23 protein-coding genes, 1 tRNA gene and 1 pseudogene are annotated in these 24,699 nt (G+C 71.8%); 15 read left to right on the top strand and 10 right to left on the bottom strand.

The genetic code is table 11. The features are described from left to right. Window positions 1-44: 44 nt before the first annotated feature. Both GDR74_RS00905 and GDR74_RS00900 read right to left on the bottom strand, forming a co-directional pair. Window positions 45-827 carry an ABC transporter ATP-binding protein gene (locus GDR74_RS00905; protein ID WP_152584536.1) on the bottom strand — a complete coding sequence of 261 codons (783 nt, stop codon included), beginning with the start codon at window positions 825-827 and terminating at the stop codon, window positions 45-47. Next, window positions 824-1,849, bottom strand: coding sequence for a FecCD family ABC transporter permease (locus GDR74_RS00900; RefSeq protein ID WP_152584535.1), 1,026 nt, complete (start codon window positions 1,847-1,849; stop codon window positions 824-826). Before GDR74_RS00900 ends, GDR74_RS00905 begins: the two co-directional genes overlap by 4 nt. A 184-nt stretch (window positions 1,850-2,033) precedes the next feature. On the opposite strand from GDR74_RS00900, the gene GDR74_RS00895 reads away from it, so the two are divergent. The 3 genes from GDR74_RS00895 (at window position 2,034) to GDR74_RS00885 (ending at window position 5,194) form a co-directional block, all read left to right on the top strand. Next, complete coding sequence (locus tag GDR74_RS00895; RefSeq protein WP_152584534.1) at window positions 2,034-3,188, top strand: aminotransferase; 1,155 nt, start codon at window positions 2,034-2,036, stop codon at window positions 3,186-3,188. Between the two features lie 96 nt (window positions 3,189-3,284). Further along, on the top strand, window positions 3,285-4,373 hold the full coding sequence (locus GDR74_RS00890) for a polyamine ABC transporter substrate-binding protein (RefSeq protein WP_152584533.1): 1,089 nt from the start codon (window positions 3,285-3,287) through the stop codon (window positions 4,371-4,373). A 95-nt stretch (window positions 4,374-4,468) separates the two neighbouring features. Then, window positions 4,469-5,194, top strand: coding sequence for an SIMPL domain-containing protein (locus tag GDR74_RS00885; protein WP_194164592.1), 726 nt, complete (start codon window positions 4,469-4,471; stop codon window positions 5,192-5,194). 21 nt (window positions 5,195-5,215) lie between these two features. On the opposite strand, the gene GDR74_RS00880 is transcribed toward GDR74_RS00885, so the two are convergent. After that, complete coding sequence (locus tag GDR74_RS00880) at window positions 5,216-6,493, bottom strand: flavin monoamine oxidase family protein (RefSeq protein WP_246179818.1); 1,278 nt, start codon at window positions 6,491-6,493, stop codon at window positions 5,216-5,218. 119 nt (window positions 6,494-6,612) lie between these two features. On the opposite strand from GDR74_RS00880, the gene GDR74_RS00875 reads away from it, so the two are divergent. Then, window positions 6,613-7,344, top strand: a complete 732-nt coding sequence (locus GDR74_RS00875; protein ID WP_152584530.1) for a sulfate transporter family protein — start codon at window positions 6,613-6,615, stop codon at window positions 7,342-7,344. On the opposite strand, the gene GDR74_RS00870 is transcribed toward GDR74_RS00875, so the two are convergent. Then, a complete protein-coding gene (locus tag GDR74_RS00870) occupies window positions 7,276-8,376 on the bottom strand; it encodes a complex I NDUFA9 subunit family protein (protein ID WP_152584529.1) in 1,101 nt (366 codons plus the stop codon). The two genes, GDR74_RS00875 and GDR74_RS00870, sit on opposite strands and share 69 nt — an antisense overlap. Before the next feature lie 209 nt (window positions 8,377-8,585). Here GDR74_RS00870 and GDR74_RS00865 point away from each other — a divergent pair. After that, window positions 8,586-8,670: transfer RNA gene (locus GDR74_RS00865), tRNA-Leu, on the top strand. A 413-nt stretch (window positions 8,671-9,083) separates the two neighbouring features. Next, the gene (locus GDR74_RS00860) at window positions 9,084-11,360 is read left to right on the top strand and encodes a PAS domain-containing sensor histidine kinase (protein ID WP_152584528.1); all 2,277 of its coding nucleotides are present in this window, start codon (window positions 9,084-9,086) and stop codon (window positions 11,358-11,360) included. A gap of 3 nt (window positions 11,361-11,363) precedes the next feature. Here GDR74_RS00860 and GDR74_RS00855 read toward each other — a convergent pair whose 3' ends face one another. From GDR74_RS00855 to hemP, 4 genes are read right to left on the bottom strand one after another with little or no spacing between them, the layout of a single operon-like run. Beyond that, window positions 11,364-12,161, bottom strand: a complete 798-nt coding sequence (locus GDR74_RS00855) for a heme ABC transporter ATP-binding protein (RefSeq protein WP_152584527.1) — start codon at window positions 12,159-12,161, stop codon at window positions 11,364-11,366. Further along, the gene (locus tag GDR74_RS00850; protein ID WP_152584526.1) at window positions 12,158-13,252 is read right to left on the bottom strand and encodes a FecCD family ABC transporter permease; all 1,095 of its coding nucleotides are present in this window, start codon (window positions 13,250-13,252) and stop codon (window positions 12,158-12,160) included. Before GDR74_RS00850 ends, GDR74_RS00855 begins: the two co-directional genes overlap by 4 nt. After that, a complete protein-coding gene (locus GDR74_RS00845) occupies window positions 13,249-14,142 on the bottom strand; it encodes a heme/hemin ABC transporter substrate-binding protein (protein ID WP_246179817.1) in 894 nt (297 codons plus the stop codon). The genes GDR74_RS00850 and GDR74_RS00845 overlap by 4 nt, the downstream gene beginning before the upstream one ends. A gap of 11 nt (window positions 14,143-14,153) precedes the next feature. After that, window positions 14,154-14,321, bottom strand: coding sequence for a hemin uptake protein HemP (gene hemP, locus GDR74_RS00840; RefSeq protein WP_152584525.1), 168 nt, complete (start codon window positions 14,319-14,321; stop codon window positions 14,154-14,156). A 243-nt stretch (window positions 14,322-14,564) separates the two neighbouring features. On the opposite strand from hemP, the gene GDR74_RS00835 reads away from it, so the two are divergent. The 4 genes from GDR74_RS00835 (at window position 14,565) to hutX (ending at window position 18,835) form a co-directional block, all read left to right on the top strand. Next, window positions 14,565-16,703 (top strand): TonB-dependent hemoglobin/transferrin/lactoferrin family receptor, encoded by a 2,139-nt coding sequence (locus GDR74_RS00835; protein ID WP_152584524.1) that lies wholly within the window; start codon window positions 14,565-14,567, stop codon window positions 16,701-16,703. 113 nt (window positions 16,704-16,816) lie between these two features. Further along, a complete protein-coding gene (locus tag GDR74_RS00830; RefSeq protein ID WP_152584523.1) occupies window positions 16,817-17,899 on the top strand; it encodes a TonB family protein in 1,083 nt (360 codons plus the stop codon). Between the two features lie 16 nt (window positions 17,900-17,915). Further along, the gene (gene hmuQ, locus GDR74_RS00825) at window positions 17,916-18,245 is read left to right on the top strand and encodes a heme-degrading protein HmuQ (protein ID WP_152584522.1); all 330 of its coding nucleotides are present in this window, start codon (window positions 17,916-17,918) and stop codon (window positions 18,243-18,245) included. A gap of 5 nt (window positions 18,246-18,250) precedes the next feature. After that, window positions 18,251-18,835 carry a heme utilization cystosolic carrier protein HutX gene (gene hutX, locus GDR74_RS00820; RefSeq protein WP_152584521.1) on the top strand — a complete coding sequence of 195 codons (585 nt, stop codon included), beginning with the start codon at window positions 18,251-18,253 and terminating at the stop codon, window positions 18,833-18,835. On the opposite strand, the pseudogene GDR74_RS00815 reads toward hutX, so the two are convergent. Together GDR74_RS00815 and GDR74_RS00810 are read right to left on the bottom strand one after the other, a co-directional pair. Continuing rightward, window positions 18,817-19,149: pseudogene (locus tag GDR74_RS00815) on the bottom strand (hypothetical protein); the annotation flags it as partial. The gene hutX and the pseudogene GDR74_RS00815 overlap by 19 nt on opposite strands. A 181-nt stretch (window positions 19,150-19,330) precedes the next feature. After that, window positions 19,331-19,933, bottom strand: coding sequence for a DUF1236 domain-containing protein (locus tag GDR74_RS00810; RefSeq protein ID WP_152584519.1), 603 nt, complete (start codon window positions 19,931-19,933; stop codon window positions 19,331-19,333). Between the two features lie 184 nt (window positions 19,934-20,117). Here GDR74_RS00810 and GDR74_RS00805 point away from each other — a divergent pair, with 184 nt between their 5' ends. From GDR74_RS00805 to rpoN, 5 genes are all read left to right on the top strand, one after another. After that, the gene (locus tag GDR74_RS00805) at window positions 20,118-20,732 is read left to right on the top strand and encodes a ribonuclease D (protein ID WP_152584518.1); all 615 of its coding nucleotides are present in this window, start codon (window positions 20,118-20,120) and stop codon (window positions 20,730-20,732) included. A gap of 141 nt (window positions 20,733-20,873) precedes the next feature. Further along, window positions 20,874-21,581 (top strand): LPS export ABC transporter periplasmic protein LptC, encoded by a 708-nt coding sequence (gene lptC, locus GDR74_RS00800; protein WP_152584517.1) that lies wholly within the window; start codon window positions 20,874-20,876, stop codon window positions 21,579-21,581. Then, on the top strand, window positions 21,578-22,219 hold the full coding sequence (locus GDR74_RS00795; RefSeq protein WP_152584516.1) for an LptA/OstA family protein: 642 nt from the start codon (window positions 21,578-21,580) through the stop codon (window positions 22,217-22,219). The genes lptC and GDR74_RS00795 overlap by 4 nt, the downstream gene beginning before the upstream one ends. Before the next feature lie 43 nt (window positions 22,220-22,262). Beyond that, window positions 22,263-23,102 carry an LPS export ABC transporter ATP-binding protein gene (lptB, locus tag GDR74_RS00790; protein ID WP_152584515.1) on the top strand — a complete coding sequence of 280 codons (840 nt, stop codon included), beginning with the start codon at window positions 22,263-22,265 and terminating at the stop codon, window positions 23,100-23,102. A gap of 95 nt (window positions 23,103-23,197) precedes the next feature. After that, entirely contained in the window at window positions 23,198-24,613 is a 1,416-nt protein-coding gene (gene rpoN, locus GDR74_RS00785; RefSeq protein WP_152584514.1) for an RNA polymerase factor sigma-54, read from the top strand. Window positions 24,614-24,699 lie beyond the last annotated feature (86 nt).

Below are 24,699 nucleotides of genomic sequence, written 5' to 3'. Positions count from 1 at the left end.
GGCCCATACCTCCCCCGCCTCCGGCGCACTGATGCCTCCGGCCCTCATGGCTCCGGCAGGGGCCGGTCCGCGACGACCAGGAGGCCGCCCTCCTCCCGTGCCACGTGGGCGGCGATGCCGAAGCTCTCCGCGAGCCGCGCCTCGGTGAACACCTCGGCCGGCGGCGCATGGGCCCGCAGGCGGCCCCGGTCCAGGAGCACGACCTCGTCGGCGAAGCGGGCCGCCAGGGTCAGGTTGTGCATGATCGCGACCACCAGGGCGCCCGCGCGGGCCTGGGCCTTCAGCACGTCGAGCACCACCAGCTCGTGGCGGGGATCGAGGGCGGCGATGGGCTCGTCGGCGAGGATCGCCGGGGCGCGGGTCGCGAGCGCCCGGGCGAGGAGGACCCGCGCCCGCTCGCCGCCGGAGAGCTCCGTGGCGGGCCTGTCCTCGAACCCGCGCAGGCCCACGGCGGCGAGGGCGGCGGCCACCGCCTCCCGGCCCTCCGGGGGCAGGGCGCCGGGGGCCTCCCCGTGGGGCAGGCGGCCGAGGGCGACCACCTCCGCCACCGGCAGCGGCCAGGCCACCTGCCCGTTCTGGGGCAGGTAGGCGACGGACCGGGCCCGCTCGGCGGCGCGCAGCCGCCCCACGGGCACGCCCGAGAGCAGGACGCTGCCCGAGGACGGGGCGAGGAGGCCCGCGAGCGCCCGCAGCAGGGTGGATTTCCCGGCCCCGTTCGGGCCGACCACGACCGTGAGCCGCCCCGGCGCGAGGGCAAGGTCGATTCCGGCCAGGGCCTGGTTGCGGCCGAGGCGGACCGAGAGGGAGCGGGCGACGAGCTCGGTCATGCGGGGGTCTCCGCCAGCTCGGCCTTGCGGCGGGCGATGACCCAGAGGAAGAACGGCACGCCGAGGATCGCCGTCAGCACGCCGATCTTCACCTCGACGGCGGAGGGGATGAGGCGCACGGCGCAGTCGGCCGCCAGCAGCAGCGCCGCCCCGGCGAGGCCGGAGGGAACCAGGGTCCGGGCGGGATCGTAGCCCGCGAAGGGGCGTACCAGGTGCGGGGCGACGAGGCCGACGAAGCCGATGGAGCCCGCCACCGCCACCGAGGCGCCGGTCCCCACCGCCGCCCCGCCGACCACGAGGAGCCGCAGGCGCCCCACGTCGATCCCGAGGCTGCGGGCCGTGTCCTCGCCGAGGGAAAGGGCCCTGAGGCCCGGTCCCGCCGCGAGGATGGCGAGGCTCGCCGCCAGCACGAAGGGCGCGGCGAGGAGCACGTGGACCGACGAGCGGTCCTCGAACGAGCCGAGGAGCCAGAACACGATCTCCGTGACGGCGAAGGGGTTCGGCGACAGGCTGATGGCGAGCGAGGTGCCCGCCCCGGCGAGGCTGCCCACCGCGAGGCCGGCGAGCACGAGCACCACCACCGTGGCGCCGCGCCCGGCCGCCGCGACCACGAGGGCGATGGAGACGAGCGCCCCCGCAATGGCGGCGAGCGGCAGCGCCCAGGAGAGGGCGCCCGCGAGCCCGAAATAGAGCACGATCACGGCGCCGAGCGCCGCCGCCTGGGGCGCGCCGAATACGGCCGTGTCCGCGAGGGGGTTGCGCAGCAGGCCCTGGAGGCCCGCGCCGGTGAGCCCGAAGATCCAGCCGACGAGGAGGGCGAGGACCGTGCGCGGCAGGCGGATCTCCCGCACCACGATGCTCGCGCTGCCCTGGTCCGAGACGAGCGCCTTCACCGCCGCGACGGCGCCGATCGGGGCCGGCCCGACGGCGAGCGACGCGCAGGCGAGGACCGCGACGAGGAGCGCGAGGGCGGGGACGAGGAGCGCGAGGGCGGGGACGAGGAGCGTCCGGGAGGGGGGCATGGCGGTTTCTTCGTTCGGGCAAGGCCGCGATAGCAACAGCGGGGGGCGGTGTCACGCTCCATTGCGCCCGTGCCTCCGGTCATTCGGGGCCGTCTATGCATGACGATGAGAGCGAAAGCGGTTTCGGCTCCGGGGAGGCTCGTGCTACCAACGGGCGTTTCGTTCCCGATCCGCGAGAGCCCGCATGAACCCCATTTTCGCCAATCTCCCCACGACCGTCTTCGAGGTGATGTCGGGCCTGGCGCGGGAGACGGGCGCCATCAATCTCGGCCAGGGCTTCCCGGACGATCCGGGCCCGGAGGACGTGCGGCGCGCGGCGGCGGAGGCCGTCCTGAACGGCTACAACCAGTATCCCTCCATGATGGGGACGCCGGAGCTGCGCAGCGCCGTCGCCGCCCATTACCGGCGCTGGCAGGGCCTCGACCTCGATCCGAACACGGAGGTGATGGTGACCTCCGGCGCCACCGAGGCGCTGGCCGGGGCGATCCTCGGCATCGTGGAGCCGGGGGACGAGGTGGTGCTGTTCGAGCCCATGTACGACGCCTACCTGCCGCTGGTGCGGCTCGCCGGCGGGGTGCCCCGGTTCGTCACCCTGGAGCCGCCCCATTTCCGGCTCACGGAGGAGGCGCTGGCCCGGGCCTTCTCGCCGAGGACGAAGGCGGTGGTGTTCAACAACCCGCTCAACCCGGCCGCCACGATCTTTCCCGACGAGGACCTGGCGCTCCTCGCGGAGTTCTGCCGCCGTCACGACGCCATCGTCATTTCCGACGAGGTGTGGGAGCACGTGGTCTTCGACGGCCGCCGCCACCGGCCGGTCCTCGCCCTCGACGGCCTGCGCGAGCGGGCGGTGAAGATCGGCTCGGCGGGCAAGATCTTCAGCCTCACGGGCTGGAAGGTCGGCTTCGTCTGCGCCGCGCCGCACATCCTCAAGGTCCTGGCGAAGTCGCACCAGTTCCTCACCTTCACCACCGCGCCCAACCTCCAGGCCGCCGTGGCCTACGGCTTGGGCAAGGAGGACGCCTATTTCGAAGGCATGCGGCGCGACTTCGCCCGCAGCCGCGACCGCTTCACGGAGGGCCTACGGAGCCTGGGCTTCGACGTGATCCCGAGCCAGGGCACCTATTTCGTCAACATCGACATCGCGCCCCTCGGCGAGACGGACGACGTCGCCTTCTGCCGCCGCCTCGTGCTGGAGCACGGGGTCGCGGCGATCCCGGTCTCGGCCTTCTATGCGGAGGGCGCGGTGAGGAACGTGGTGCGCTTCTGTTTCGCCAAGAAGGACGCGACCCTCGACGCCGGGCTCGAGCGCCTGGCCAGGGCCGTCCGCCGGGCGGCTTAGACCGGGAACATTGTTCTTTCGCCGTTGTATCCGCGGCCGGAACCGCTTAGCCTGCGGTCCCGTTCGCGGTCCAACCCAGAAGGAGCCCCACCCTCGATGATCCGCATTCTCGTTTCGCTGGCCGTGGCTTTCGGCCTTGCGACGGCCGCCGCCGCTCAGGAGCGCGTCGTCAACGTCTACAACTGGTCCGACTACATCGACCCGAAGGCGCTGGACGAGTTCACCAAGGCGACCGGCATCAAGGTCGTCTACGACACCTACGACAACAACGAGATCGTCGAGACGAAGCTGCTGGCGGGCAAGTCGGGCTACGACATCGTCGTGCCCTCCGGCCCGTTCCTGCAGCGGCTGATCGGCGCCAAGATCTTCCAGAAGCTCGACAAGTCGAAGCTGCCGAACCTCGCCAACCAGTGGCCCGACATCACTCAGCGCCTTGCGGTGTTCGACCCCGGCAACCAGTACGCCGTCAACTACATGTGGGGCACCACCGGCATCGGCGTGAACGTCAAGAAGGTGCGCGAGATCCTGGGCAGCGAGGCGCCCCTCAACACCTGGGACCTGGTGATGAAGCCGGAGATCGCCTCCAAGCTGAAGGCCTGCGGCATCTACATGCTCGACAGCCCGGAGGACCTCTTCCCCGGCATCCTCGCCTATCTCGGCCTCAACCCGGATTCCAAGCGCAACGAGGACCTGACCAAGGCGGGCGACGCCCTGTTCCGCATCCGCGGCAACGTGCAGAAGTTCCACTCCTCGGAATACATCAACGCGCTCGCCAACGGCGACATCTGCGTGGCGGTGGGCTATTCCGGCGACATCATCCAGGCCAAGAAGCGGGCCGAGGAGGCCAAGAACGGCGTCGAGATCGCCTACGTCATCCCGCGCGAGGGCGCGCTGATGTGGTTCGACAACTTCGCCATTCCGGCGGATGCCAAGAACGTGGCCGAGGCGCACGCATTCATCGACTTCATGCTCAAGCCCGAGATCGCGGCCATGAACACGAACTTCGTGTCCTACGCCTCGGGCAACCTCGCCGCCAAGAAGTTCGTGAAGCCCGAGATCCTCAACGATCCCGGCATCTATCCGGACGACGCCACCTTCAAGCGCCTGTTCACCAACACGGCCTACGACGAGCGCTCGCAGCGCACCGTCACCCGGCTCTGGACCCGCGTGAAGACCGGGCGTTAATCCGCCGCTCAGGATGGCCGCGCCATCCTGCCGCGCAAGCTTTGATGCCCCGCCCTCAAGGCGGGGCATTCTTTTCAGGAAGAGGAAGTAACGTCATGCGTCTTGCCGTTCTCGCCGCCTGCGCGGCCCTTCTCGCAAGTCCCGCCCTCGCCGAGGACCCGAGCCCGCCGACGGCGACGGTGAGCGTCATGGGCTCCGGAGAGGCGCAGCTGAAGCCCGACTTCGCCCGCCTCTTCGTGGCTGTCGAGACGCAAGGAGACACGGTCGGCAAGGTGGTGGAGGCGAACCGCGCCTCCTCCGAAGAGGTGCTGGCCCGGCTTTCCGCCCTCGGGGTCAAGAAGGAGGACATCCGCACCGAGAACTTCCAGGTGTTCCAGACCCCGCCCCGGGTCGACGGCATGGGCAAGGAGGTCAAGGCCCCGAAATTCACCGCCAACCACCGGCTGCGGATCACGACCCGCGACCTGGACGGGGTCGGGCGCCTCGCCGGCGAGATCATGGCGAGCCCCAACATGCTGTTCCAGTCGGTGTCCTTCGGCCTCGACAGGCAGGAGGAGGGCGGCGACGAGGCCCGCCGCGCCGCCGTCAGGGACGCCCGGCGCCAGGCCGAGCTCTATGCCCAGGCCGCCGGGGTGACGCTCGGCCGGCTCCTCGAGATCCGCGACGGGTCGGCCCAGCCCTACGAGCCGCCGCGGGAGATGCGCGCCATGGCCATGAAGGCGGGCGGCCCCGCCGAGGAGATCCCCATCGTTCCCCCCGCGACCCTGCGCTACACGTCTCACGTCCAGATGGTCTGGGAGATCGCGCCGGCGAAGCCCTGAGGCGCCCGCCGGGGCGCCTGGTCAGCCCCGGCGGAGGCGGGCGGCGATTTCGGACGCGGCCCGCTCGCCCTCCTCCCAGGCGCCGCCGACCGTGCCCCACTGGGCGCGGGACAGGGCCTCGCCGGCGAACCAGATCCGCTCCCCCACGGGGGCCCTGAGCCGGTCGCGGATGGGAACGAGGCCGGGCGGCACCACCGCCCACGAGGCGCGGGAGAGCGGGTCGTGCCGCCAGGCGGTGCTGCGGCAGACCCGCAGGCGGCGGATCGCCCGGGGGCCGAACCGGTCGGCGAGGACGGCGCGGGCGTAGCGGCCCGGCGCGTCCGGGTCCCGGCCGTCGAAGCGGGAGGCGGCGGGCAAGTCGAGCTCGAAGAAATGGAACGGCGTGCCGTCGATCCGGGTCAGGAGGCCCGGCGGCTCCTCGTGCCCGCTCCCAGGGCCCGAAAGGAGGCCCGCGAGGCGGTCGGGTCCCCGGAAGGGCGCGTCCGGCCAATGCAGGATCACGTGCTCGTAGACGCCGGGAAGGAAGCCGTGGATCGCCTCCTGCACGGGAACGGGCAGGGCAGGCGTGAAGCGCAGGCCCTCCCGCTGCAGCACCGCCATGGGCAGCGTCACGACGGCCGCCCGGGCCCGGAGCGTTCCCGCGCCGGTCCCGATCCTCACGCCCTCCCCGGACCAGTCGAGGCTGCGGGCCGCGGTGGCGAGGCGCACGGGCAGGCCGCGCGCGAGCCGCGCCACGTAGGCGCCGAGGCCGCCAGCGACGAAGAGGTTGTCCCCATAGGCCATGTCGGGCACGTCGTGCAGGCTCACCTCGCCGAAGGGGCGGCCGGAGACGAGGCCCTCGGTGGCGACCACCCGCCGCCCGAAGGGGCCCAAGGGCGGGAGCACGCTCGCCGCCGGCCGGTCCGGCCCCGCCATGGCCCGTCCGATGGCTGCGTCGGCAAGGGCGAAGGCGCGGGCCAGGGCGGCGCGCTCGGCCCGGGTCGCGGGCCGGGAGCCGATGAAGAGGTGGCGCTCGCCCGGCGCGGGCCGCAGGGGTTCGCCCCGCGCCCGGCCGAGGCGCACGAGCGGATTGATGGGCCCGTTGTGCAGCCAGTGGGCCCCCAGATCGACGGGGTGCCCGTTGAGGAGGGTCGTGGCGGCGCGTCCCCCGACGCGGCGCCTCGCCTCCAGCACGGCGACCGTGAGACCGGAAGCGAGGAGGCGGCGGGCGGCGGCGATCCCGGCCGCGCCCGCGCCGACGATCGCGACGTCGACCTCGCCCGCAGGCTCTTCTAGGAAACGCGCGCTGGACGACGGCATCGGACCCTCCGCCCCTCGTCTTGCGGAGGGTGCGTTCATAAGTAAAGTCCGCCCCGTCCTTCAGGAGAGCCCATGCCCGTTCCGTCCGTTTCCCGCAGGCCCCGCGCGAGGGCGCTGCCATGCTGATCGCATCGGTCGTCGCCGCGGCCCGCGACGTGCTCTCGCCGCCGCTGCGCCGCGTCCTGTGGCGGTCGCTGGCGCTCACCGTCGCCCTGCTCGCCCTGGTCTGGGCCGGGCTGACGCGCCTGATCGGCCTCTTCCTCGACGGCCATCCCCTGAGCGCCGATTATCCCATCGTCGACGGGATCGCCTCCTTCCTCGCGGGGGCGGGCATCTTCGTCGGGCTCGCCTATCTCCTGCCGCCGGTCTCGGCGGTCGTCGCGGGCTATTTCCTGGACGACGTGGCCGAGGCGGTGGAAACCCGCCACTATCCGGCCGACCGGCCCGGCCGGGCCCTGCCCCTCGGCCAGGCGCTGCTCTACGGCCTGCGCTTCGCCGGCCTGTCGCTGCTGGTGAACCTGATCGCCCTGCTGCTGTTCTTCATTCCCGGGCCGAACGTCATCGTGTTCTTCGCGGCCAACGCCTACCTGTTCGGGCGCGAATATTTCGAGCTGGCGGCGGGGCGCTTCCGGCCTCAGGAGGAGGTGGCGCGCCTGCGCGCGTCCCACCGGCTCACCGTGCTCGCCGGCGGCGCGGTGCTCGCCGCCCTCGTCCTGGTCCCGGTGGTGAACCTGCTCATCCCGATCTTCGGCGCGGCGATGATGGTCCACCTGCACAAGGGGTTAGCGGCGCGCCGTCTCGCCGCGGGAGACGGGCCCGAGCGTATCGACGCCGGGAGCCGGCCCTTCTGATTCGCGGCGCAGGAGGTCCGGCGCGGGGGACGGCACCGTGTTGCGCCGCAGGTCGAACTGGCCGGTCTTGCGGAAGCGCACAAGATAGGATGGCACGATGGCCTCGAAGGAGGCGGGCAGGATCCCCATCCCCTCGAGGGTACGCCCCTCCGCCTTCGCGGCCTCCGAGACCACGTTGTCGGTCTCGAGCAGGATCGCCTGGTCGCGGGTCATGGAGAAGGCGTCGGGCATCAGGCCGAGCGTGAGCCTGTCGAGGAAGCCGAGGAGCGAGCCCTGCATGCGGGCCGCCGGAGCCGGCAGGGACAGGATGAGGCGCTTGCGCTCGGTCGCGTCGAGCACGAACTGCACGAGCTCGCGGAAGGTGCGGATCTCCGGCCCGCCGCATTCGTAGACGCGGCCCTTCTCCACGCGGCCCTCGACGGCGCGGGCGATGGCCTCCGCCACGTCGGCCGCGTAGACCGGCTGCATGCGGGTGTCGGCGCCGGCGAGGGGCAGGACGGGCAGCATGCGGGCGAGCGCCGCGAAGCGGTTGAAGAAGCTGTCGCCGGGGCCGAACATGAGCGAGGGCCGCAGCACCACCGCATCCGGCCGGACCTGGAACAGGCCCGCCTCGCCCGCCGCCTTGGAGCGGGCATAGGCGGATTCGGACGCCGGATCGGCGCCGATGGCGGAGATATGGACCAGGGTCGCCTCGCGCGGCGCGAGCTCGGCGATGAGGCGCGGCCCCTGGGCCTGCAGGTCGTCGAAGCGCTGGCGGCCGCCTTCCTTGAGGATGCCGACGAGGTTGATCACGTGGTCCGCCCCGGCGACCGCATGGGCGACGGAGTCCCGGTGGCGCAGGTTGGCCTGGACCGCGTGGATCTGCCCCACCATGCCCTGCGGCAGCAGGGTCGCCCGGTTGGGCTGGCGGGTGGCGATCCGGATCCGGTAGCCGCGCTTGGCGAGGGCGCTCACCACGTAGCGCCCGAGGAAACCCGAGCCGCCGAAGACCGTCACGAGCTGCTGCGCGGGCGTACGAATCGGGCCGATCATGAAAGCCTCCTGTCCCCGAGGACGTGGAAGGGGGACCGGCGGCGGCCATCCCGGCCGCCCGGCCCCTTCCCGAGTGAAACCTGCCACGTCTCTAGTCAAAGCCCGCACCCCTGTGAAGGGGCGCGGGGAGGCGGAACGCAAAAAGGATCGCAAAGGACGATTGACGCGCCGCCCGCATGGCCTTAAACGGTGCCTCGCCGACGAGGCATGCCCAGGTGGCGGAATTGGTAGACGCGCTGGTTTCAGGTACCAGTGGGTAACACCGTGGAGGTTCGAGTCCTCTCCTGGGCACCATCTCTCGACCGCTTTCCAGACACTGTCGAAGATCCACGCCCGGCCGGCGCCAATCGGTGCCGGCGCGACGCCGCTGCGTGAAAAGTCTCCATTCTTCCAAGATCGTCCGTACGGCGCCGTTGAGGGCGGGCGTTCGCCTGCCGGGAGGCGCGTCGTCCGTGCGGGCGACTGGGTTGCCGCCGTCGCGCCCGCAGGTCCTTTTCCGGCGCCATCGCCGCCCCACCGTGCCCGCTGCGCCGTTCCGACGCGCTGGAAACCCGCAGGGGCGGGAATCGTTGACAGGAGGGCCTTCTCCTCCTAGTTCCCGGCAATGATATCGATGCCCGTCTCACAGGTTCTTTCCATGCCGGAAGCCGGGACTTTGCCCGGACAGGCCGACCGGACAGGTCCGCGCCGGGCGCGCGGGGGCTTCGATGCTCGCTGATCCGCCCGCGGGGGCGGCGTGGGCGACACGCGATTTCCTGGAGGGCGGCGGCGAGATGGGCGCGCGCATGCGCGCGCACGACTGGTCCCGCTCGCCCCTGGGGCAGCCGGAGACCTGGCCGCAATCCCTGCGCACCCTCGTCCGGCTCATGCTCGACGCCAAGCAGGCCATGTTCGTCGCCTGGGGGCCCGCGCTTGCCTTCCTCTACAACGACGATTACGCGCCGATCTTCGGCGCCAAGCACCCCCAAGCCCTCGGGCGGCCCTTCGCGGAGGTGTGGTCGGACATCTGGGACCAGATCAAGCCGCTCGTCGACAGCACCCTCTCCGGGGAGGCAATCTGGCAGCAGGACCTGCTCATCCCCATGGAGCGGAACGGCTTCCGGGAGGATGCGTACTTCACCTTCTCCTACACGCCGGTCCACGACGAGAGCGGCGCCATCGCCGGCATGTTCTGCGCCGCCACCGAGACGACGGACAAGGTGCTCGCGGAGCGGCGGGTCAGCACCGAGCGGGAGCGGCTGCGCGAGCTTTTTCACCAGGCGCCCGGCTTCATGGCCATGCTGCTCGGCCCCGAGCACCGGTTCGAGATGGTCAACACCTCCTATTACCAGCTGGTGGGCCACCGGGACATTCTCGGCAAGCCGGTTCTCGAGGCCCTGCCGGAAATGGCGGGGCAGGGCTTCAAGGAGCTGCTGGACACGGTCTACGCCACGGGCGAGACCTTCGTCGGCAGCAACCTCCCGGTCATGCTGCAGCGGGAGCCGAACAGCCGGCCCGAGCGGCGCTTCGTCAATTTCGTCTACCAGCCGATCCGCGACGTGAACGGGCAGATCTTCGGCATCTTCGCCGAGGGCAGCGACGTCACGGACGCCCGCAGGGCCGAGGAGGCCCTGCGCGCCAGCGAGGCCCGCGCCCGGGGCGTGCTGGAGGGGATGACGGAGGGGTTCATGCTCCTCGACCGCGACTTCCGCGTCCTCCAGATCAACCGGGAAGGCCTGAGGATCGACGGGCGGCCCGAGGGCGAGATCGTCGGGCGCTCCCACTGGGACGTCTGGCCCGCCTCCGTCGGCACCCCGGTCGAGGAGGCCTACCGCAGGGCCATGACCGAGCGGGTGCCCGTCACCATCGAGCACTGCTACGATTTCGGCGACCGCAGCGTCTGGCTGGAGCTGCGCATCTTTCCCGTGGAGGACGGCGGCGTGGCGGCCTTCTTCCGGGACGTCACGAGCCGCCGGGAGGCGGCGGAGGCGCTCCGCGCCAGCGAGGCGCGGCTCAAGGCCGTGCTCGAGAACGTGCCGGTCGGGATCATCATCACCGAGGCTCCCGACGGGCGCGTGGCGATGGGCAACCCGCAGGCGGAGCGCATCTTCCGCCATCCGATCCTGCCCACGCCGGGGTTCGACGCCTATCCGCAGTGGAGGCTCCACTTCCCGGACGGACAGCCGGTTCCGCCCCGCCACTACCCGGTGGCGCGCGCGCTCGTGGAGGGCCGGGCGACGGGGGACGAGGAATACCTCTACCAGCGCGGCGACGGGACCATGGCCTGGATGCGCCTCGCGGCCGCGCCGATCCGCAATGCGGAGGGCGACACGGTCGCCGCGGTCGTCGCCATCGTCGACATCGACCAGGAGAAGAAGGCCGAGGAGCACCAGCGGCTCCTCATCAACGAGCTGAACCACCGGGTGAAGAACACCCTCGCCACCGTGCAGTCCATCGCAAGCCAGACGCTGCGCAACTCCGGTTCCATCGACGAGGCGCGGGCGGCCATGGAGGAGCGCCTGTTCGCCCTCTCGCGCGCCCACGACGTGCTGACCCGCGAGAACTGGGGGAGCGCGGACCTGAGGGAGATCGTCGGCGAGGCCATGGCGCCCTACCGCCACGAAAGGGAGAGCCGGCTGCGCATGGAGGGCCCGGCCGTCCGGCTGCCCCCGCGCATGGCGCTCGCCATCGCCATGGCCCTGCAGGAGCTCGCCACCAACGCGGTGAAGTACGGCGCCCTCTCCAACGCGACCGGGGAGGTGAGCGTCCGCTGGACCGTGTCCCACCGGAGCGGGCCGTGCCTGCACCTCGTCTGGTCGGAGACCGGCGGGCCGCCCGTCGAGGTGCCGAGCCGCCGGGGCTTCGGCACCCGTCTCATCGAGCGCAGCCTCGCGCACGACCTGGACGGCCGGGCGGAGATCCGCTTCACGCGGGAGGGGGTCGTCTGCACCGTCGACGCCCCGCTCGTGGCCGGCGCCAGCCTCGACGGGGCGCCCGGCGCGTAGGCATCAGGCCTGCGGCGCGGGCGCCGGCGTCCAGGGGTGCGGCGGAAGGCGCGGCGTCGCCAGGGTCACGCCGAAGACCGCGGCGAGCCGGGCGGGCGTCAGCACCGCCTCCGGCCGGCCCTGCGCGACCGGGCGCCCGCCGCAGAGGAGCACCGCCCGGTCGGCGACCCCCGCCGCGAGCTGGAGATCGTGGAGCACGGCGACGACGGTCACGCCGTCCCGGCACAGGCCGCGCGCCGCGTCGAGCAGGGCGAGCTGATGCTTCAGGTCGAGGCTCGCGATGGGCTCGTCCAGGAAGAGGACCTGCCGGGCCTCGACGGTGCGGCCCGCCATGAGCTGCGCCAGCACGCGGGCGAAATGGACCCGCTGCCGCTCGCCGCCGGAAAGGGTCCGGTAGTCGCGCTCCGCCAGATGGCCCACATCCGCCCGTTCGAGGGCATCGAAGGCCATGCGGCGGCGGTCGGCCCGCGACAGGCCGCGTCCGAGGCCCTCGACGCCGAGGCTCGCGACCTCGAAGGCGGTGAAGGGAAAGGCCAGCTCCGAGGCCTGGGGCATCACCGCCCGGCGATGGGCGAGCCGCCAGGGCGGGATGCGGGACAGGCGCTCTCCCGCGAGCCGCACCTCGCCGGAATCGGGGGAGAGCTCGCCGCAGAGCACGCGCAGGAGGGTCGACTTGCCGGCCCCGTTCGGCCCGAGGACGACGGTGAAGGAGCCCTCGCCGACGGCGAGGCCGACGCCGTCGAGCAGCCTGCGTCCGCCGCGGATGCAGGAAAGGTTCTCCGCCTCGAGGATGGCGCTCACGTAAGGAGCCCTCCCCGGCGGCGCAGCAGGAGCCAGAGGAAGAAGGGCGCGCCGATCAGGGCCGTCAGGATGCCGATGGGCAGCTCCGCAGGCGCGGCGAGGGTGCGCGCCACCGTGTCGGCGGCGACGAGCAGGGCCGCCCCCGCCAGGGCGGAGGCCGGCAGCAGCATGCGATGATCCGGGCCGGCGAGGAGCCTGAGCACGTGCGGCACGACGATGCCGACGAAGCCGATCATGCCCGCGCAGGCGACGGAGGTCCCGACCGCCACCGCCACCGTAAGGACCGCCGCCGCCTTGACCCGCTGCACCGGCACGCCGAGGTGATAGGCCTCGGCCTCGCCGAGGGCGAGGGCGTTCAGCCCGCGGGACAGGGCCGGGACGAGCAGAAGGCCGGGCAGGATCAGCGCCGCCGCCGCGGCGACCTTCGTCCAGGTGGCGCCGCTCAAGGAGCCGAGGGACCAGAACGCGAGATCGCGCAGCTGCCTGTCGTCGCTCACATAGGAGAGCAGCCCCATGACGGCTCCCGAAAGCGCGCCGAAGGCGACGCCCGCGAGCAGCAGGGTCGCCATGGAGGTGCGCCCGCCGCGCGTGGCGATGCGGTAGAGCGCGAGCGTCGTGAGGAGCCCTCCCGCGAAGGCGCCGAGGGGCAGGGCGGCGAAGGGCAGGGGACCCACGAGGGGCGCGAGAAGCGCGTCCCCCAGGACGATGGTCGCCGCCGCCGCGAGCGCCGCCCCGGCGGAGACGCCGACGAGGCCGGGATCCGCCAGGGGGTTGCGGAACAGGCCCTGCATGAGGGCGCCCGAGGAGGCGAGCGCCGCCCCGACGAGGAGCCCGAGCAGGAGGCGGGGCAGGCGGACCTGCAGGACGATCAGCGCATCGCCGCCCGAGGCCGCCCGCCCCGTGGCGGCCTCCGCGAGGATCGAGAGGGCGCGCGCGGCCGGGATGCCGGTCGCGCCCAGACCGAGGGCCGCGATCCCGGACGCCGCGAGGGCGACCAGGAGCCCTGCGAACAGCAGCGGCCTGCGGTCGAGGGGAAGCGCCGGAAGACGCTTCCCCTCCGGGAAGGAACGGGGCGCGGCCGCGAGGGTCATGGCCGCGCCGTTCCGGCCCGGTCGGGATGGAGCGCCGCCAGGAGTTCGAGCGCCGCGGAGGGCGCGCACGGCCCGAAGCCGAGGAGATAAACCCCGTCCATGACGATCAGCCGCCGCTTCGCCGCCGCAGGGGTCGCGGCGAAGGCGGGAAGGGCGAAGGGGTCGGGCGCGTCGCCGCCCGGGCCGTGCGCCATCGTCACGATCGCCTCCGGCGCCGCCGCGATCAGCCCCTCGTCCGACAGGGGCTTCCAGCCCGTCAGGCCGGAGGCGGCGTTCTCCGCTCCGGCGAGGGCGAGCATCGCATCCGCCGCCGTGCCCCTGCCGCCCACCACCGGGCGGCCGTTCTGGAGCGACAGGACGAAGAGCGCCTTCGCCGGGCGCGTCACCTTGGCCCGGACGGCGGAGAGCTTCGCGAAACCCTCCTCGATCTCGGCCGCGAGGGCCGCGCCTTCCGCCTGAGCGTCGACCGCCTCCGCGACCGTCCGGACCCGGCGGACGGTTCCCTCCTCGCCGAATTCCTCCGGAACGCGGACGATCCGCACGCCCGCCTGCTCCACCAGGCGCAGGGCGTCGGGCGGTCCCGCTCCCTCGACGGCGATAACGTGGGTGGGGCGAAGGGAGAGGATTCCCTCCGCGCCGAGGGCGCGGACATAGCCGACATTCGCCTTCGTCCGCAGGGCCTCCGCCGGATGCTGGCTGGTGGAATCGACCCCCACGATCTCCCCGCCGCGCCCGAGGCGGTAGAGGATTTCGGTCACGGCGCCGCCGATGCTGACGATCCGGCGCGGGGAGGCGGCCCGGGCGCGCGGCAGGGCGGCCAGGAGGGCCGGGGCGAGGAGCAGGGTCCGTCGGGAGAGTGCGGTCATGGCAGCGGTCATGGCAGCGGTCATGGCAGGAGCCTTCATTTGGTGAGGATGAGCTTGCCGTTCGCGGTGACCCGCAGGCGGTAGCGCTCCCCGCGATGCAGCAGCACCACCTCGCGCCCCGCCCCGATGAGGCTCGCCACGTCGATTTCCCTGGCTGCTGTCGTCCTGTCGCCCTTGCTGTCCGGCGGAGGCGGGTTGTGCACGGCTGTCTCCAGTTTCGATGCGTTCTAAACTGATTATCGATGTGAAACTCTATGTATTCGTAGTTTAGAATCATGTAAAACTACGAAGCTTCGAGTCAGTATTGACGCCGTTACTTGATTTGGATATCGAATGCAAACCCTCTTCGCCGGATCGAAGAGGGAGATAGCCAGCCAGCGCGAATTTTTCTTCCGCAAGCCAGCCAGTCATCAAGAAAAACATCGCTAACGACTGGAATCGACAGGATGATCACCTTCCTGCGCGAACGGCTTCGCGCGTCCGCTTCTCCCCGCACCCTCGTCCTCGCAGCCCTGGCCGGGCTTCCCCTCGCCGCGCCGGCCCAGGCGCAGACCGCGCCCGCCGCGCCGGGCGGCGAGGCCGTGGCGCTGGACACGATCACCGTCACGTCGGGCAAGACGGAGGACAAGGCGATCGACGACCTCGCGGGATCGAGCGTCGTCACGCGGCGGCAGATCGATCTCTTCCAGTCGTCGCGCGTCTCGGACGTCCTGCAGGGCGTGCCCGGCGTGAGCGTGCAGGAGACGGGCACCGATCCCGGGCAGGCCGTCAACATCCGCGGGCTCCAGGATTTCGGCCGCGTGAACGTGCTCGTCGACGGCGCGCGGCAGGATTACCAGGTGAGCGGCCACGGGGCGAACGGCACGTTCTATCTCGATCCCGCGCTGATCGGGCAGGTGGACGTGACGCGCGGCCCGGTCTCCACCGTCTACGGCTCGGGTGCTATCGGCGGCGTGGTCTCCTTCCGCACCCGCACCATCGACGACATTCTCAAGCCCGACGAGAATTACGGCGCCGTCCAGACGTTCGGCGTCGGCACGAACGGCGCGGGCATCCTGACGAACAGCATGGCCGGCGCGCGCATCGGCACCGCGGCGGACGTGTTCGGCCAGTTCCTGTACCGGAACACCGGCAACTACCGCGACGGCAGCAACGACAAGGTCCGGGATTCCGATTCCGAGCTGACGGCGGGCCTGTTCAAGTTCAACCTCTACCCGGCGGACGGGCACACGGTGAGCGGTTCCGCGCTCCTGCAGAACTACGACTTCACCAACAACGGCGACACGGGCGCCGGCACGCGGTTCAGGAACGACGTCACCGCCAACACCTTCACGCTCGGCTACCGGTTCAACCGGCCGGACATTCCCTGGCTCGACCTGAGCCTGAAGGGTTTCTACACCTCCACGGAGGACCGGAAGCGGGTCGTCGCGCCGACGACGACCTACAGCGCGCTCGGCGTGAGACCCGGCGCGCCGCTGAACTACAGCATGGAGACGGCCGGGTTCGACTTCAGCAACACCGCCCGCTTCGAGACCTTCGGCCTCAACCACGCCCTGACGGTCGGCATCGACGGCGCGCAGGACCAGGCCCGCACGCGGGACCGGGCCGGCGGCTACGGCGCGGCCTTCACGCCCTCCGGGCAGCGCAACCTGTTCGGCGGCTTCGTCCAGGACGAGGTGCGCTTCACGTCCTGGCTGCGCGCCATCGGCGCCCTGCGGTTCGACAGCTACGAGCTGAGCGGCGGCGGCATCGCCTCCGACGGATCCCGCGTCTCGCCGAAGCTCACCGTCGGCATCGAGCCGATCGAGGGGATCGAGTTCTACGGCACCTACGCGGAAGGCTACCGCGCCCCGTCGATCACCGAGACCCTCATCCGGGGCTCCCATCCCTTCCCGATCTTCAACATCCTGCCGAATCCGAACCTGCGGCCGGAAGTGGCGCACAACCTGGAAGGGGGCGTGAACGTCCAGTACGACGGCGTGCTGCGGGCCGGGGACAGCTTCCGCGCCAAGGCGTCGGTCTTCCGCAACGAGGTCGACGACTACATCGACAGCGTCGCGGTGGGGCCGGTCTACAACGTGCCCGTCGTCCCGGGCATGCCGGTGCGCGTCTGCGCCTTCGCGCCCAGGCTCTGCGCCATCGGCATCCAGGACCAGCAGTACCGGAACATCGCCAGCGCGCGCCTGCAGGGGGCGGAGCTCGAAGCCGCGTACGACTGGGGCGGCGGGTTCGTGTCGGTGGCGGGCACCATCGTCAGCGGCAGGAACGAGGAGACGGGCGGCCCGCTCAACACGGTCCTGCCGAACCGGGTCAGCACCACCGTCGGGTTCCGCCTCCTCGACGAGAAGCTGACGGTCGGGACGCGCCTGACCTTCGTCGACGACACCAGGCGGACCGTGACGAATCCGGAGAAGGGTTACGGCCTCGTCGACCTGTTCGCCTCCTATCGCCACAGCGAGAACGTCAGCGGCGATCTCAGCATCCAGAACCTCTTCGACCGGCAGTACACCCAGTACCGGAACAGCAGCCCGAGCCCGGGCCTCACGGCGAAGTTCGGCCTCACCGTGAAGTTCGCCAGCCGATGACGGGCCCGGTTCGTCCATCCGCCCGTCCGGGCACGTGTTCGAAGGCCGCCGGCGGGAACCGTCCCCGCGGCCGGGCGGCGGGGCGGTGAGCCATGGGATCCGCGAGGGCCAGGGTGAGACGGATCGTGCGGCCCGGCGGACGGCGGCTGCGCCGGACCGCCGCGCCGAAGGCGCAGCCCCGGGCCTTCGGGCTCCGGGTCTCCGTGCCGCGAGCCGCAGAACCGCGAACCGCGGAGCGGGTCGAATGGCCCGCCGTCGCGGCGGATGCGCGCTGGCCCGTGCCGGCGCCGGCGCGGCGCCTGCGGCTGGGAGCGGCCCTGTCGCTCGCCCTCCACGCCGGGGCGGGCCTCGCGGCCGTTCTCCTGATGCTGGAGGCCCGCGACGGCACTCCGCCGGGCTCCCCGGCCCCGGTGGAGGTCGAGATCGTCAGCGCCGACGCCTTCGACGCCGCCTATGCCGAGGCCGGCGCGCAGCCGGCCGTTCCGCAGGAGGCGAGACCCGCGGACGCGCCGTCGCCGGAGATCCCGCTCCCCGAGCCCGTGCCGCCGCTGGCGGATCCCGAGCGCCTCGCCGTTCCCGCGGCGCCGCCCGTTCCGGATCCCGCGGGGATCCCGGCCCGCGACATGCCGCCCCCCGAGCCGGACAGGGAGGCCGAGCCCGCCGCCCAGCCCGAACCCGCGCCGGTCCCGCCGAAGCAGGCCGAGACCGAGCCTGCGCCGAAGCCGCCTGCGATGCCTCCCGCGAAGACGGCCCAGCGTCCGGTCCCCAAGGTTCCGGCGAAGGCTGCGCCGGGAACCCCGCGCCCCGCCGCTTCCGGCAGGGGCGAGACCGGCAGGGGGGCGGAGGCGGTCTCCTCCCTCGCGGCCGCGCACGGCGCGTCGGGCCGGAGCGGGACCGCCGGGGCGGGCCTCAGCGACAGCTACCGCTCGCGGGTGATGGCGCATCTCGCCCGCTACAAGCTCTATCCCGAGGCCGCCCGCCGCCAGCGGATGCGCGGCCGGGTCCTCGTCACCTTCGGCCTCGATGCGGGGGGCCGCGTGACGGGCGTGTCCCTTTCCGGCTCCTCAGGTCACGGGCTCCTCGACGCGGAGGCCCTCGCCATGGTGCGCCGCGCTTCCCCCTTCCCGCCGATCCCGCCCGAGAACGGGCAGGCGAGCGCGAGCTTCACCGCGCCCATCGTCTACGACATGAACTAGCAATGGAGAGTTTCCCATGTTCATCGCCATGAACCGCTTCAAGGTCCTGAAGGACGGTGCATCCGAATTCGAGGAGCGCTGGCTCACGCGGGAAAGCCGGCTTCACGAGCTCGACGGCTTCATCGCATTCCACATGCTGCGCGGACCGGAGCGGGAGGACCACATCCTCTACGCGTCGCATACCCTGTGGGCGTCGAAGGCGCATTTCGAGGCCTGGACGCGCTCGGAGCAGTTCCGCGCCTCCCATGCCCGTGCGGGCGGACGGCCGCTCACCCTGGGCCACCCGGAATTCGAGGGCTTCGAGGTCTTCCAGACCGTCGTCCCGAGGCGTCAGGCGGCGGAGTGAGCGCGATGACGGACAAGCCGAACGATCCGATCCGGCAGGCCCTCGCCGAGAGGCCCGACGGGGTCCTGGAAGCGGTCGCGGACGCGCACGGCGTGCCGCTCCAGGCGGTGCTCGACCGTCTTCCCGAAGGCGCGGCGATCCGCGTGCCGGGCAGCCTGTTCGAGGAGATCTGGAAGGATCTCACCGGATGGGGCGAGATCGTGTTCATCGTGCACACGGCCGACGGCGTGTTCGAGTGCAGGGGCACGGTCCCGCCCGGCAGCTTCGGGCGCGGAAGCTTCAACGTCCACGGCGAGAGCCCCATCGGCGGCCATATCAGGGCCGACCGCTGCCGGTTCGTCTATTTCGTCGACAGGCCCTTCTTCGGCCGGCGCTCCTGCTCCGTGCAGTTCGTCAACGGGGAGGGCGGGGCGATGTTCAAGGTCTTCGTCGGCCGCAACGCGGACCGCAGCCTCAAGGCGGATCAGGTCGCCCGCTTCGAGGCCCTGCGCGACGGGTTGCGCACCGCGCATTGCGGAAACGCCCCGGCGCAGCAGGCGCGGGAGAAGGCCGCGCCTGCCGGTGCCGGGCCCTACCAGGCGTCGTCGTAATAGTACTCTTCGCGATAGTAGCGGCGCGGCGGCTCGTAGACCGGGGCCCGGTAGCGGTAGGCGGGCTGCGTCGCCGCGCTCAAGGCTCCGCCGATGATGGCGCCGGTGACGCCTGCCGCGATGGCGGCGTTGTTGGACCGCCGGTAGGTGTAACGGGGAGCGGCGTAGTAGCCGCGAGGCCCATAGGCGTGGTGCTTATGGTGCTTGTAGTAGCCGTAGGCGTGGCCGCGCCCGGGCTTGGCCTCGGCCGCGCCGGACAGACAGGACGCAGCCAGAACCGCAGCGCTGGCCGCAACGAGCAGCGTTTTCATGACGTCTCTCCGATTTCGTTCTGCAACGACAAGATCCGGAGCGGCCGAGGGTTCCCGTCAAATCGTCCCATCCTGGGACCTGCGCCGCAGAAGGGGAGGTTCTTCCTCGCCCCGCACCGGCGCGGAGGAAGGGCCGCGGGGCGACTCGCCCGCGGCCTTTCGCGCCGGCCGTTCGGGATCCGGATCAGCCCTGGCGCTCGATCACGGTCACGATCTTGCGGGTGCTCGGCTCGACGATGACGATCTTGTCGCGCACCACCATGTAGCGGCACTCGGGCAGGCCGTTGAGGATGCGCACCACGTCGCTCGGGCAGGTGTGCAGGGTCGTCACGCTCGCCGGGACGACCGCCCCGACGCTGATGCTGAAGTTCACGTTGGTGAGCGGCTCCACCTGCACGGAGCGGAAGGCGTGGCTGATCTCGGTGCGCTGCTCGTTGGAGACGGTGACGTTCGTCGACGTGCTGCCGGTGGTATGCGGCGCACTGCCCGACGCGGTGCCGCTCGTCGTGCCGGACGAGGTCGTGCCCGACATGCTGCCGGACGCGCCCGCGGAAGGCTGGGCCGTGCCGCCGGAGGGGGAGCCCGAAGGCCGCATGGCGGGCGCGGATGTGCCGGTCGAGGCGCCGCCGGACGGGCTGCCGGACACGCTGCCCGAGGTGCCTCCCGCGGCTCCGCCGGCTGCGCCGCCCGAAGTGCCTCCAGAGGTGCCGCCGCCGGTCTGGGCGAGCGCCGCGACGCTCATGGACAGAACCGCCGCGGCGACCGTGGTCAGAAACGTGACACGCATGACAAGCCTCCTTGCGTGAGGGTGGAACGTCAGGCCCGGTCAACGTGATGTCCGGCGCTCCGTTCCCCCTTCCGCCGCTCTTGCGCTCTTGTGCGTTGATGCGGCGGCCGGAACAGGCTAGAGCCTCGGGCAGGGCCTTTCCGGGCCCTCGCACTCCATCGGGACCTTCCATGCGGGACCTTTCATGACCACGCGCTTCCACCGCGGCGACCTTCCCGCCGACTACCGCCCCGGCCCGGCGATCGCGATCGACACCGAGACGCTCGGCCTCAACCCCCACCGGGACCGGCTGTGCGTCGTGCAGATCTCGACCGGGGACGGCACCGCCGACGTGGTGCAGATCCTCAAGGACGGCCCCGCGCCCGAGAACCTGATCCGGGTCCTGGCGGACGAGAGCGTGCTCAAGATCTTCCACTACGCGCGCTTCGACCTCGCGGTCCTGTTCCACACCTTCGGGGTCATGCCCCGCCCGGTCTACTGCACCAAGGTCGCCTCGCGGCTCGTGCGCACCTACACGGACCGCCACGGCCTCAAGGACCTGTCGCGGGAGCTCCTGGGGGTGGAGCTCTCCAAGCAGCAGCAGTCCTCGGACTGGGGCGCGGAGACCCTCACCTCCGCCCAGCTCGACTACGCCGCCTCGGACGTGCTTTACCTCCACGCCCTCAAGGAGAGGCTCGACGCCATGCTGGAGCGGGAGAACCGGCTCGGCATCGCCCACCAGTGCTTCGGCTTCCTGCCGACCCGGGCGCAGCTCGACCTGCTCGGCTGGCCGGAGACGGACATTTTCGCCCACAGTTGACGCGCCCTTAAACTTTTGAGGATATAACCTCATCGTCCGTCATAACTTCGCCACGGCCGTCGGCCATGGCGCGCCATCATCATTTTCGGAACGGTTGACGGGAAGGGTCGCTCGAGCGTGGCGGGATCGAAGGGAATCAGCATGGGAACGGGTCCGGCCGCGCCGTCCCGCTCGCGCCTGCGCGACTTCTCCCAGGCGCGCCGCCATTCCCGCCGGGTCCGCTTCGCCAAGATCGCGATTCCGGTCGGCTCCCTGATCGCCCTGGCGGTCGTGGTGCTGTTCGCCTATTTCAATCCCTTCCGGAACATCCGGGGACTGTCGGTGGAATCGGTCGGCGTCAACGGCACCCAGGTCACCATGGAAAGCCCCAGGCTCACCGGGTTCCGGAACGACAACAGGCCCTACGAGGTGACCGCGAGCCAGGCGACCCAGGACGTGCGCAAGCCCAATTTCGTCGAGCTCAAGGATCTGCGCGCCCGCGTCGTCACGGACGACAAGGGCAGCGCCGCGCGCCTCCAGGCCGCCTTCGGCGTGCTCGACACCCAGAAGGAGCAGATGAACCTGCGCCAGGAGGTCCGCGTGCACACGGATGCCGGCCAGCAGGTCGACCTGCGCTCCGCCTTCGTGGACTTCAAGGCCGGACGCGTCCTCTCCGAGGAGCCGGTCACCGTGACCCTCAGCAACGGCCGGATCGAGGCCGAGGGGCTGGAGGTGACGGAGAACGGCAAGGTGATGCATTTCAAGGGCCGCGTCCGCACGACCTTCGCGAACGGCCCGTCCGGCTCTTCCACTCCTTCCGCCGCAGGCCCGGACGGCCCGCCGGCGCAACCGACAAGTCTCCGCCCATGACCATGCTCCGCTCCGTGGCGCTCCTGAGCAGCGCCCTCGTCCTCTCGGTCCCCGCCGCCATCCAGGCCGCCGCCGCGCAGGGCGCGCAGCCCAGGGAGCGCGCGGCCGGCTTCGGCAATTTCGGCGCGAGCAAGGAGCCGATCAAGATCGACGCCGACAAGCTCGACGTCTACGACAAGGAGGGCCGGGCGGTGTTCTCCGGCAACGTGGTGGCGGTCCAGGGCGAGAGCACCATGAACTGCACCCTGATGACCGTTCTCTACGAGCAGAAGCGGGACGGCCAGGCCGGGGCGGCTCCGAGCGCGCCGGGCGCCGACGACAGCGCCATCAAGAAGATCGACTGCAAGGGCCCGGTCACCATCGTCTCGAAGACCCAGGTCGCGACCGGCGACAACGCCTCCTTCGACCGGGTGGCGAACAAGATCTATCTCACCGGCAATGCCGCCCTCAGCGACGGGCCCAACGTGACCCGCGGCGAGCGGGTGGTCTACGACCTCAACACCGGCATCGCCAACATCGAAACCAAGCCGGGCGGGCGCGTGCGCGCGCTCTTCGTGCCCGGCAGCGGCAATGCGGAGGGGGGCGCCGGCGGGGCCGGAAACGCCAAGCCCAAGCCGCAGAAGCCGGCGACGAACTGACGCCGCCGCCCTTCCGCCGTCGTTCCCTCAGCGGTCCGCTCCCGTGAAACCCTTCTTCAACCGTTCCCCCGCCGCACCCTCCGCCGCGCCCGTGCTCCCGCGGGCCGACCGCGATGCGCCCGCCTTCGACCCCCGGGAGGGCGCCGCCGCCTTCGGCGGGCCCGGCATCCTCGCGGTCAAGGGCCTCCAGAAGAGCTATCGCGGCCGCACCGTGGTGCACGACGCCGCCCTCAACGTGCGGGCGGGCGAGGCCGTGGGCCTGCTCGGCCCCAACGGCGCGGGCAAGACCACGATCTTCTACATGATCACCGGGCTCGTCTCGGCGGACCGGGGCCTCATCAGCCTCGACGGCCACGACGTGACGCACCTGCCCATGTACCGCCGCGCCCGTCTCGGCATCGGCTACCTGCCCCAGGAGGCGTCGATCTTCCGCGGCCTCAACGTGGAGGACAACATCCGCGCCGTGCTCGAGATCGTCGAGCCGAGCCGCAAGGAGCGGGAGCGCAAGCTCGACGCGCTGCTCGACGAGTTCAACATCGCGCGCCTGCGCAAGGCCCCCTCCATCGCGCTCTCCGGCGGCGAGCGCCGCCGCTGCGAGATCGCCCGGGCGCTGGCGGGCGAGCCGACCTTCATGCTCCTCGACGAGCCCTTCGCCGGCATCGACCCGATCGCCGTGGGCGACATCCAGAACCTCGTGCGGCACCTCACCCGCCGCGGCATCGGCGTGCTGATCACCGACCACAACGTCCGCGAGACCCTGGGCCTCATCGACCGGGCCTACATCATCCATTCCGGCCGCGTGCTGACCGAGGGCCATCCGGACGAGATCGTCGCCAACGAGGACGTGCGCCGGCTCTATCTCGGCGAGGATTTCCGCCTCTGAGCCGGCTCCGCTTCCGGCTTTGACGCCCCCGCTGCCGCGCGGCTAACCTGGACCCGGCCCGGGATTCGGGCGCGCGGTGAGCAGGGACGTCCGGAATGGCCACGAACCCGTCGCAGAGACTGGCGCTGCGCCAGGGACCCTCCCTGACCCTGACCCCTCAGCTCCTCCAGTCGATCGGGCTTCTCCAGCTCTCCCATCTGGAACTCTGCGCCTTCCTGGAGGCGGAGATGGAGCGCAACCCCCTGCTCGGCGAGGCGGAGCCCGCCGTCGTGCGGCCCGCTCCCGCACAGGGGAAGCCCCCCGGAGAGGGGGGCGGCCTTTTCCTTCCCTTCCCTTCCGCCCGGCGGCGGGACGCGGCCATGGCGCGGAGCGCGAGCCTTTCGGGGGCGGGCGCGGCGCCGGATCCCGAGGCGGCGCAGGGGCCGACCCTCGCCCGGCACCTCGAGGAGCAGATCGCCCTCGCCGCGGCGGATCCCGTCCGGCGCGCCATCGCCCGGCATCTCGCCCACAGCCTGGACGAGGCGGGCTATCTCCGGGACGACATCGAGGCGGTCGCGGAGCGCCTCGGCCGGTCCGCCGGCGAGGTCGAGGCGGCGCTCGCCCTCCTGCAGGGGCTCGACCCGGCGGGGGTCGGCGCGCGCAGCCTGTCCGAATGCCTCGCCCTGCAGCTCAAGGAGCGGGGGCGGCTCGACGGGCCCATGGCGATCCTGCTGGACCGGCTGGACCTGGTGGCGAAGGGCGACCTCGCCGCCCTGGAGCGCCTTTCCGGCCTCGATGCCGACGGCCTGCGGGAGCGGCTCGCGGCGATCCGCCGGCTCGATCCCCGCCCCGGCCTCGCCTTCTCGCCCGCCGCCGTCGATGTCCTGGTGCCCGACGTGCTGGTGCAGGAGGATCCGGCAGGCGGCTTTATCGTCGCGCTCAATCCCGAGACCCTGCCGCGCATCGGGCTCGACCGGGCCGGTTACGCCCGGATCCGCGCCTCCGCCCGCAGCGAGGCGGACCGGGCCTTCCTGTCCGACTGCCTGCGCAGCGCCCGGTGGCTCGCCCGGACCCTCGACCGCCGCGCCCGGACCGTGCTTGCGGTCGCCGCCGTCATCGTGCGGCATCAGGAGGCCTTCCTCCGGCAGGGCCCGGCGCACCTGCGGCCCCTGACCCTGCGGACGGTCGCCGCGGAAGCGGGCCTCCACGAATCCACGGTCTCCCGGGTCGTCGCGGGCAAGGCCCTCGGGACCCCGCGCGGAACCCGTCCCATGAAGTTCTTCTTCGGCGCGGCTCTTTCGGGCGACACGGGCGCGGGCCTCTCCGGCCGGGCCGTGCAGCACCGCATCCGGCGGATCGTCGCTGCGGAGGAGCCTGGGCAGGCCCTCACGGACGGGGCGATCGCGCGGATGCTGGAGGCCGAAGGCATCGCCGTGGCCCGGCGCACGGTGGCCAAGTACCGCGAGGCGCTGCGCATCCCGCCCGCTTCCCTGCGCCGCACGCGGGCGGAGGAGAGGCACCCGTCCCGATAGGTCGGGTCAAGTCTTGTATTGGCCGCGGGAAGCGTCATCATCGGGGCGCCTCTCGCCCATCGGACGACGTCCGGGCGAGCGAGAAA

This window comes from Microvirga thermotolerans (genome assembly GCF_009363855.1).
Classification (GTDB): Bacteria; Pseudomonadota; Alphaproteobacteria; order Rhizobiales; family Beijerinckiaceae; genus Microvirga; species Microvirga thermotolerans.
The sequence above is the reverse complement of the archived record's forward strand: the minus strand, read 5'-3'. Positions and strand labels throughout refer to the sequence as shown.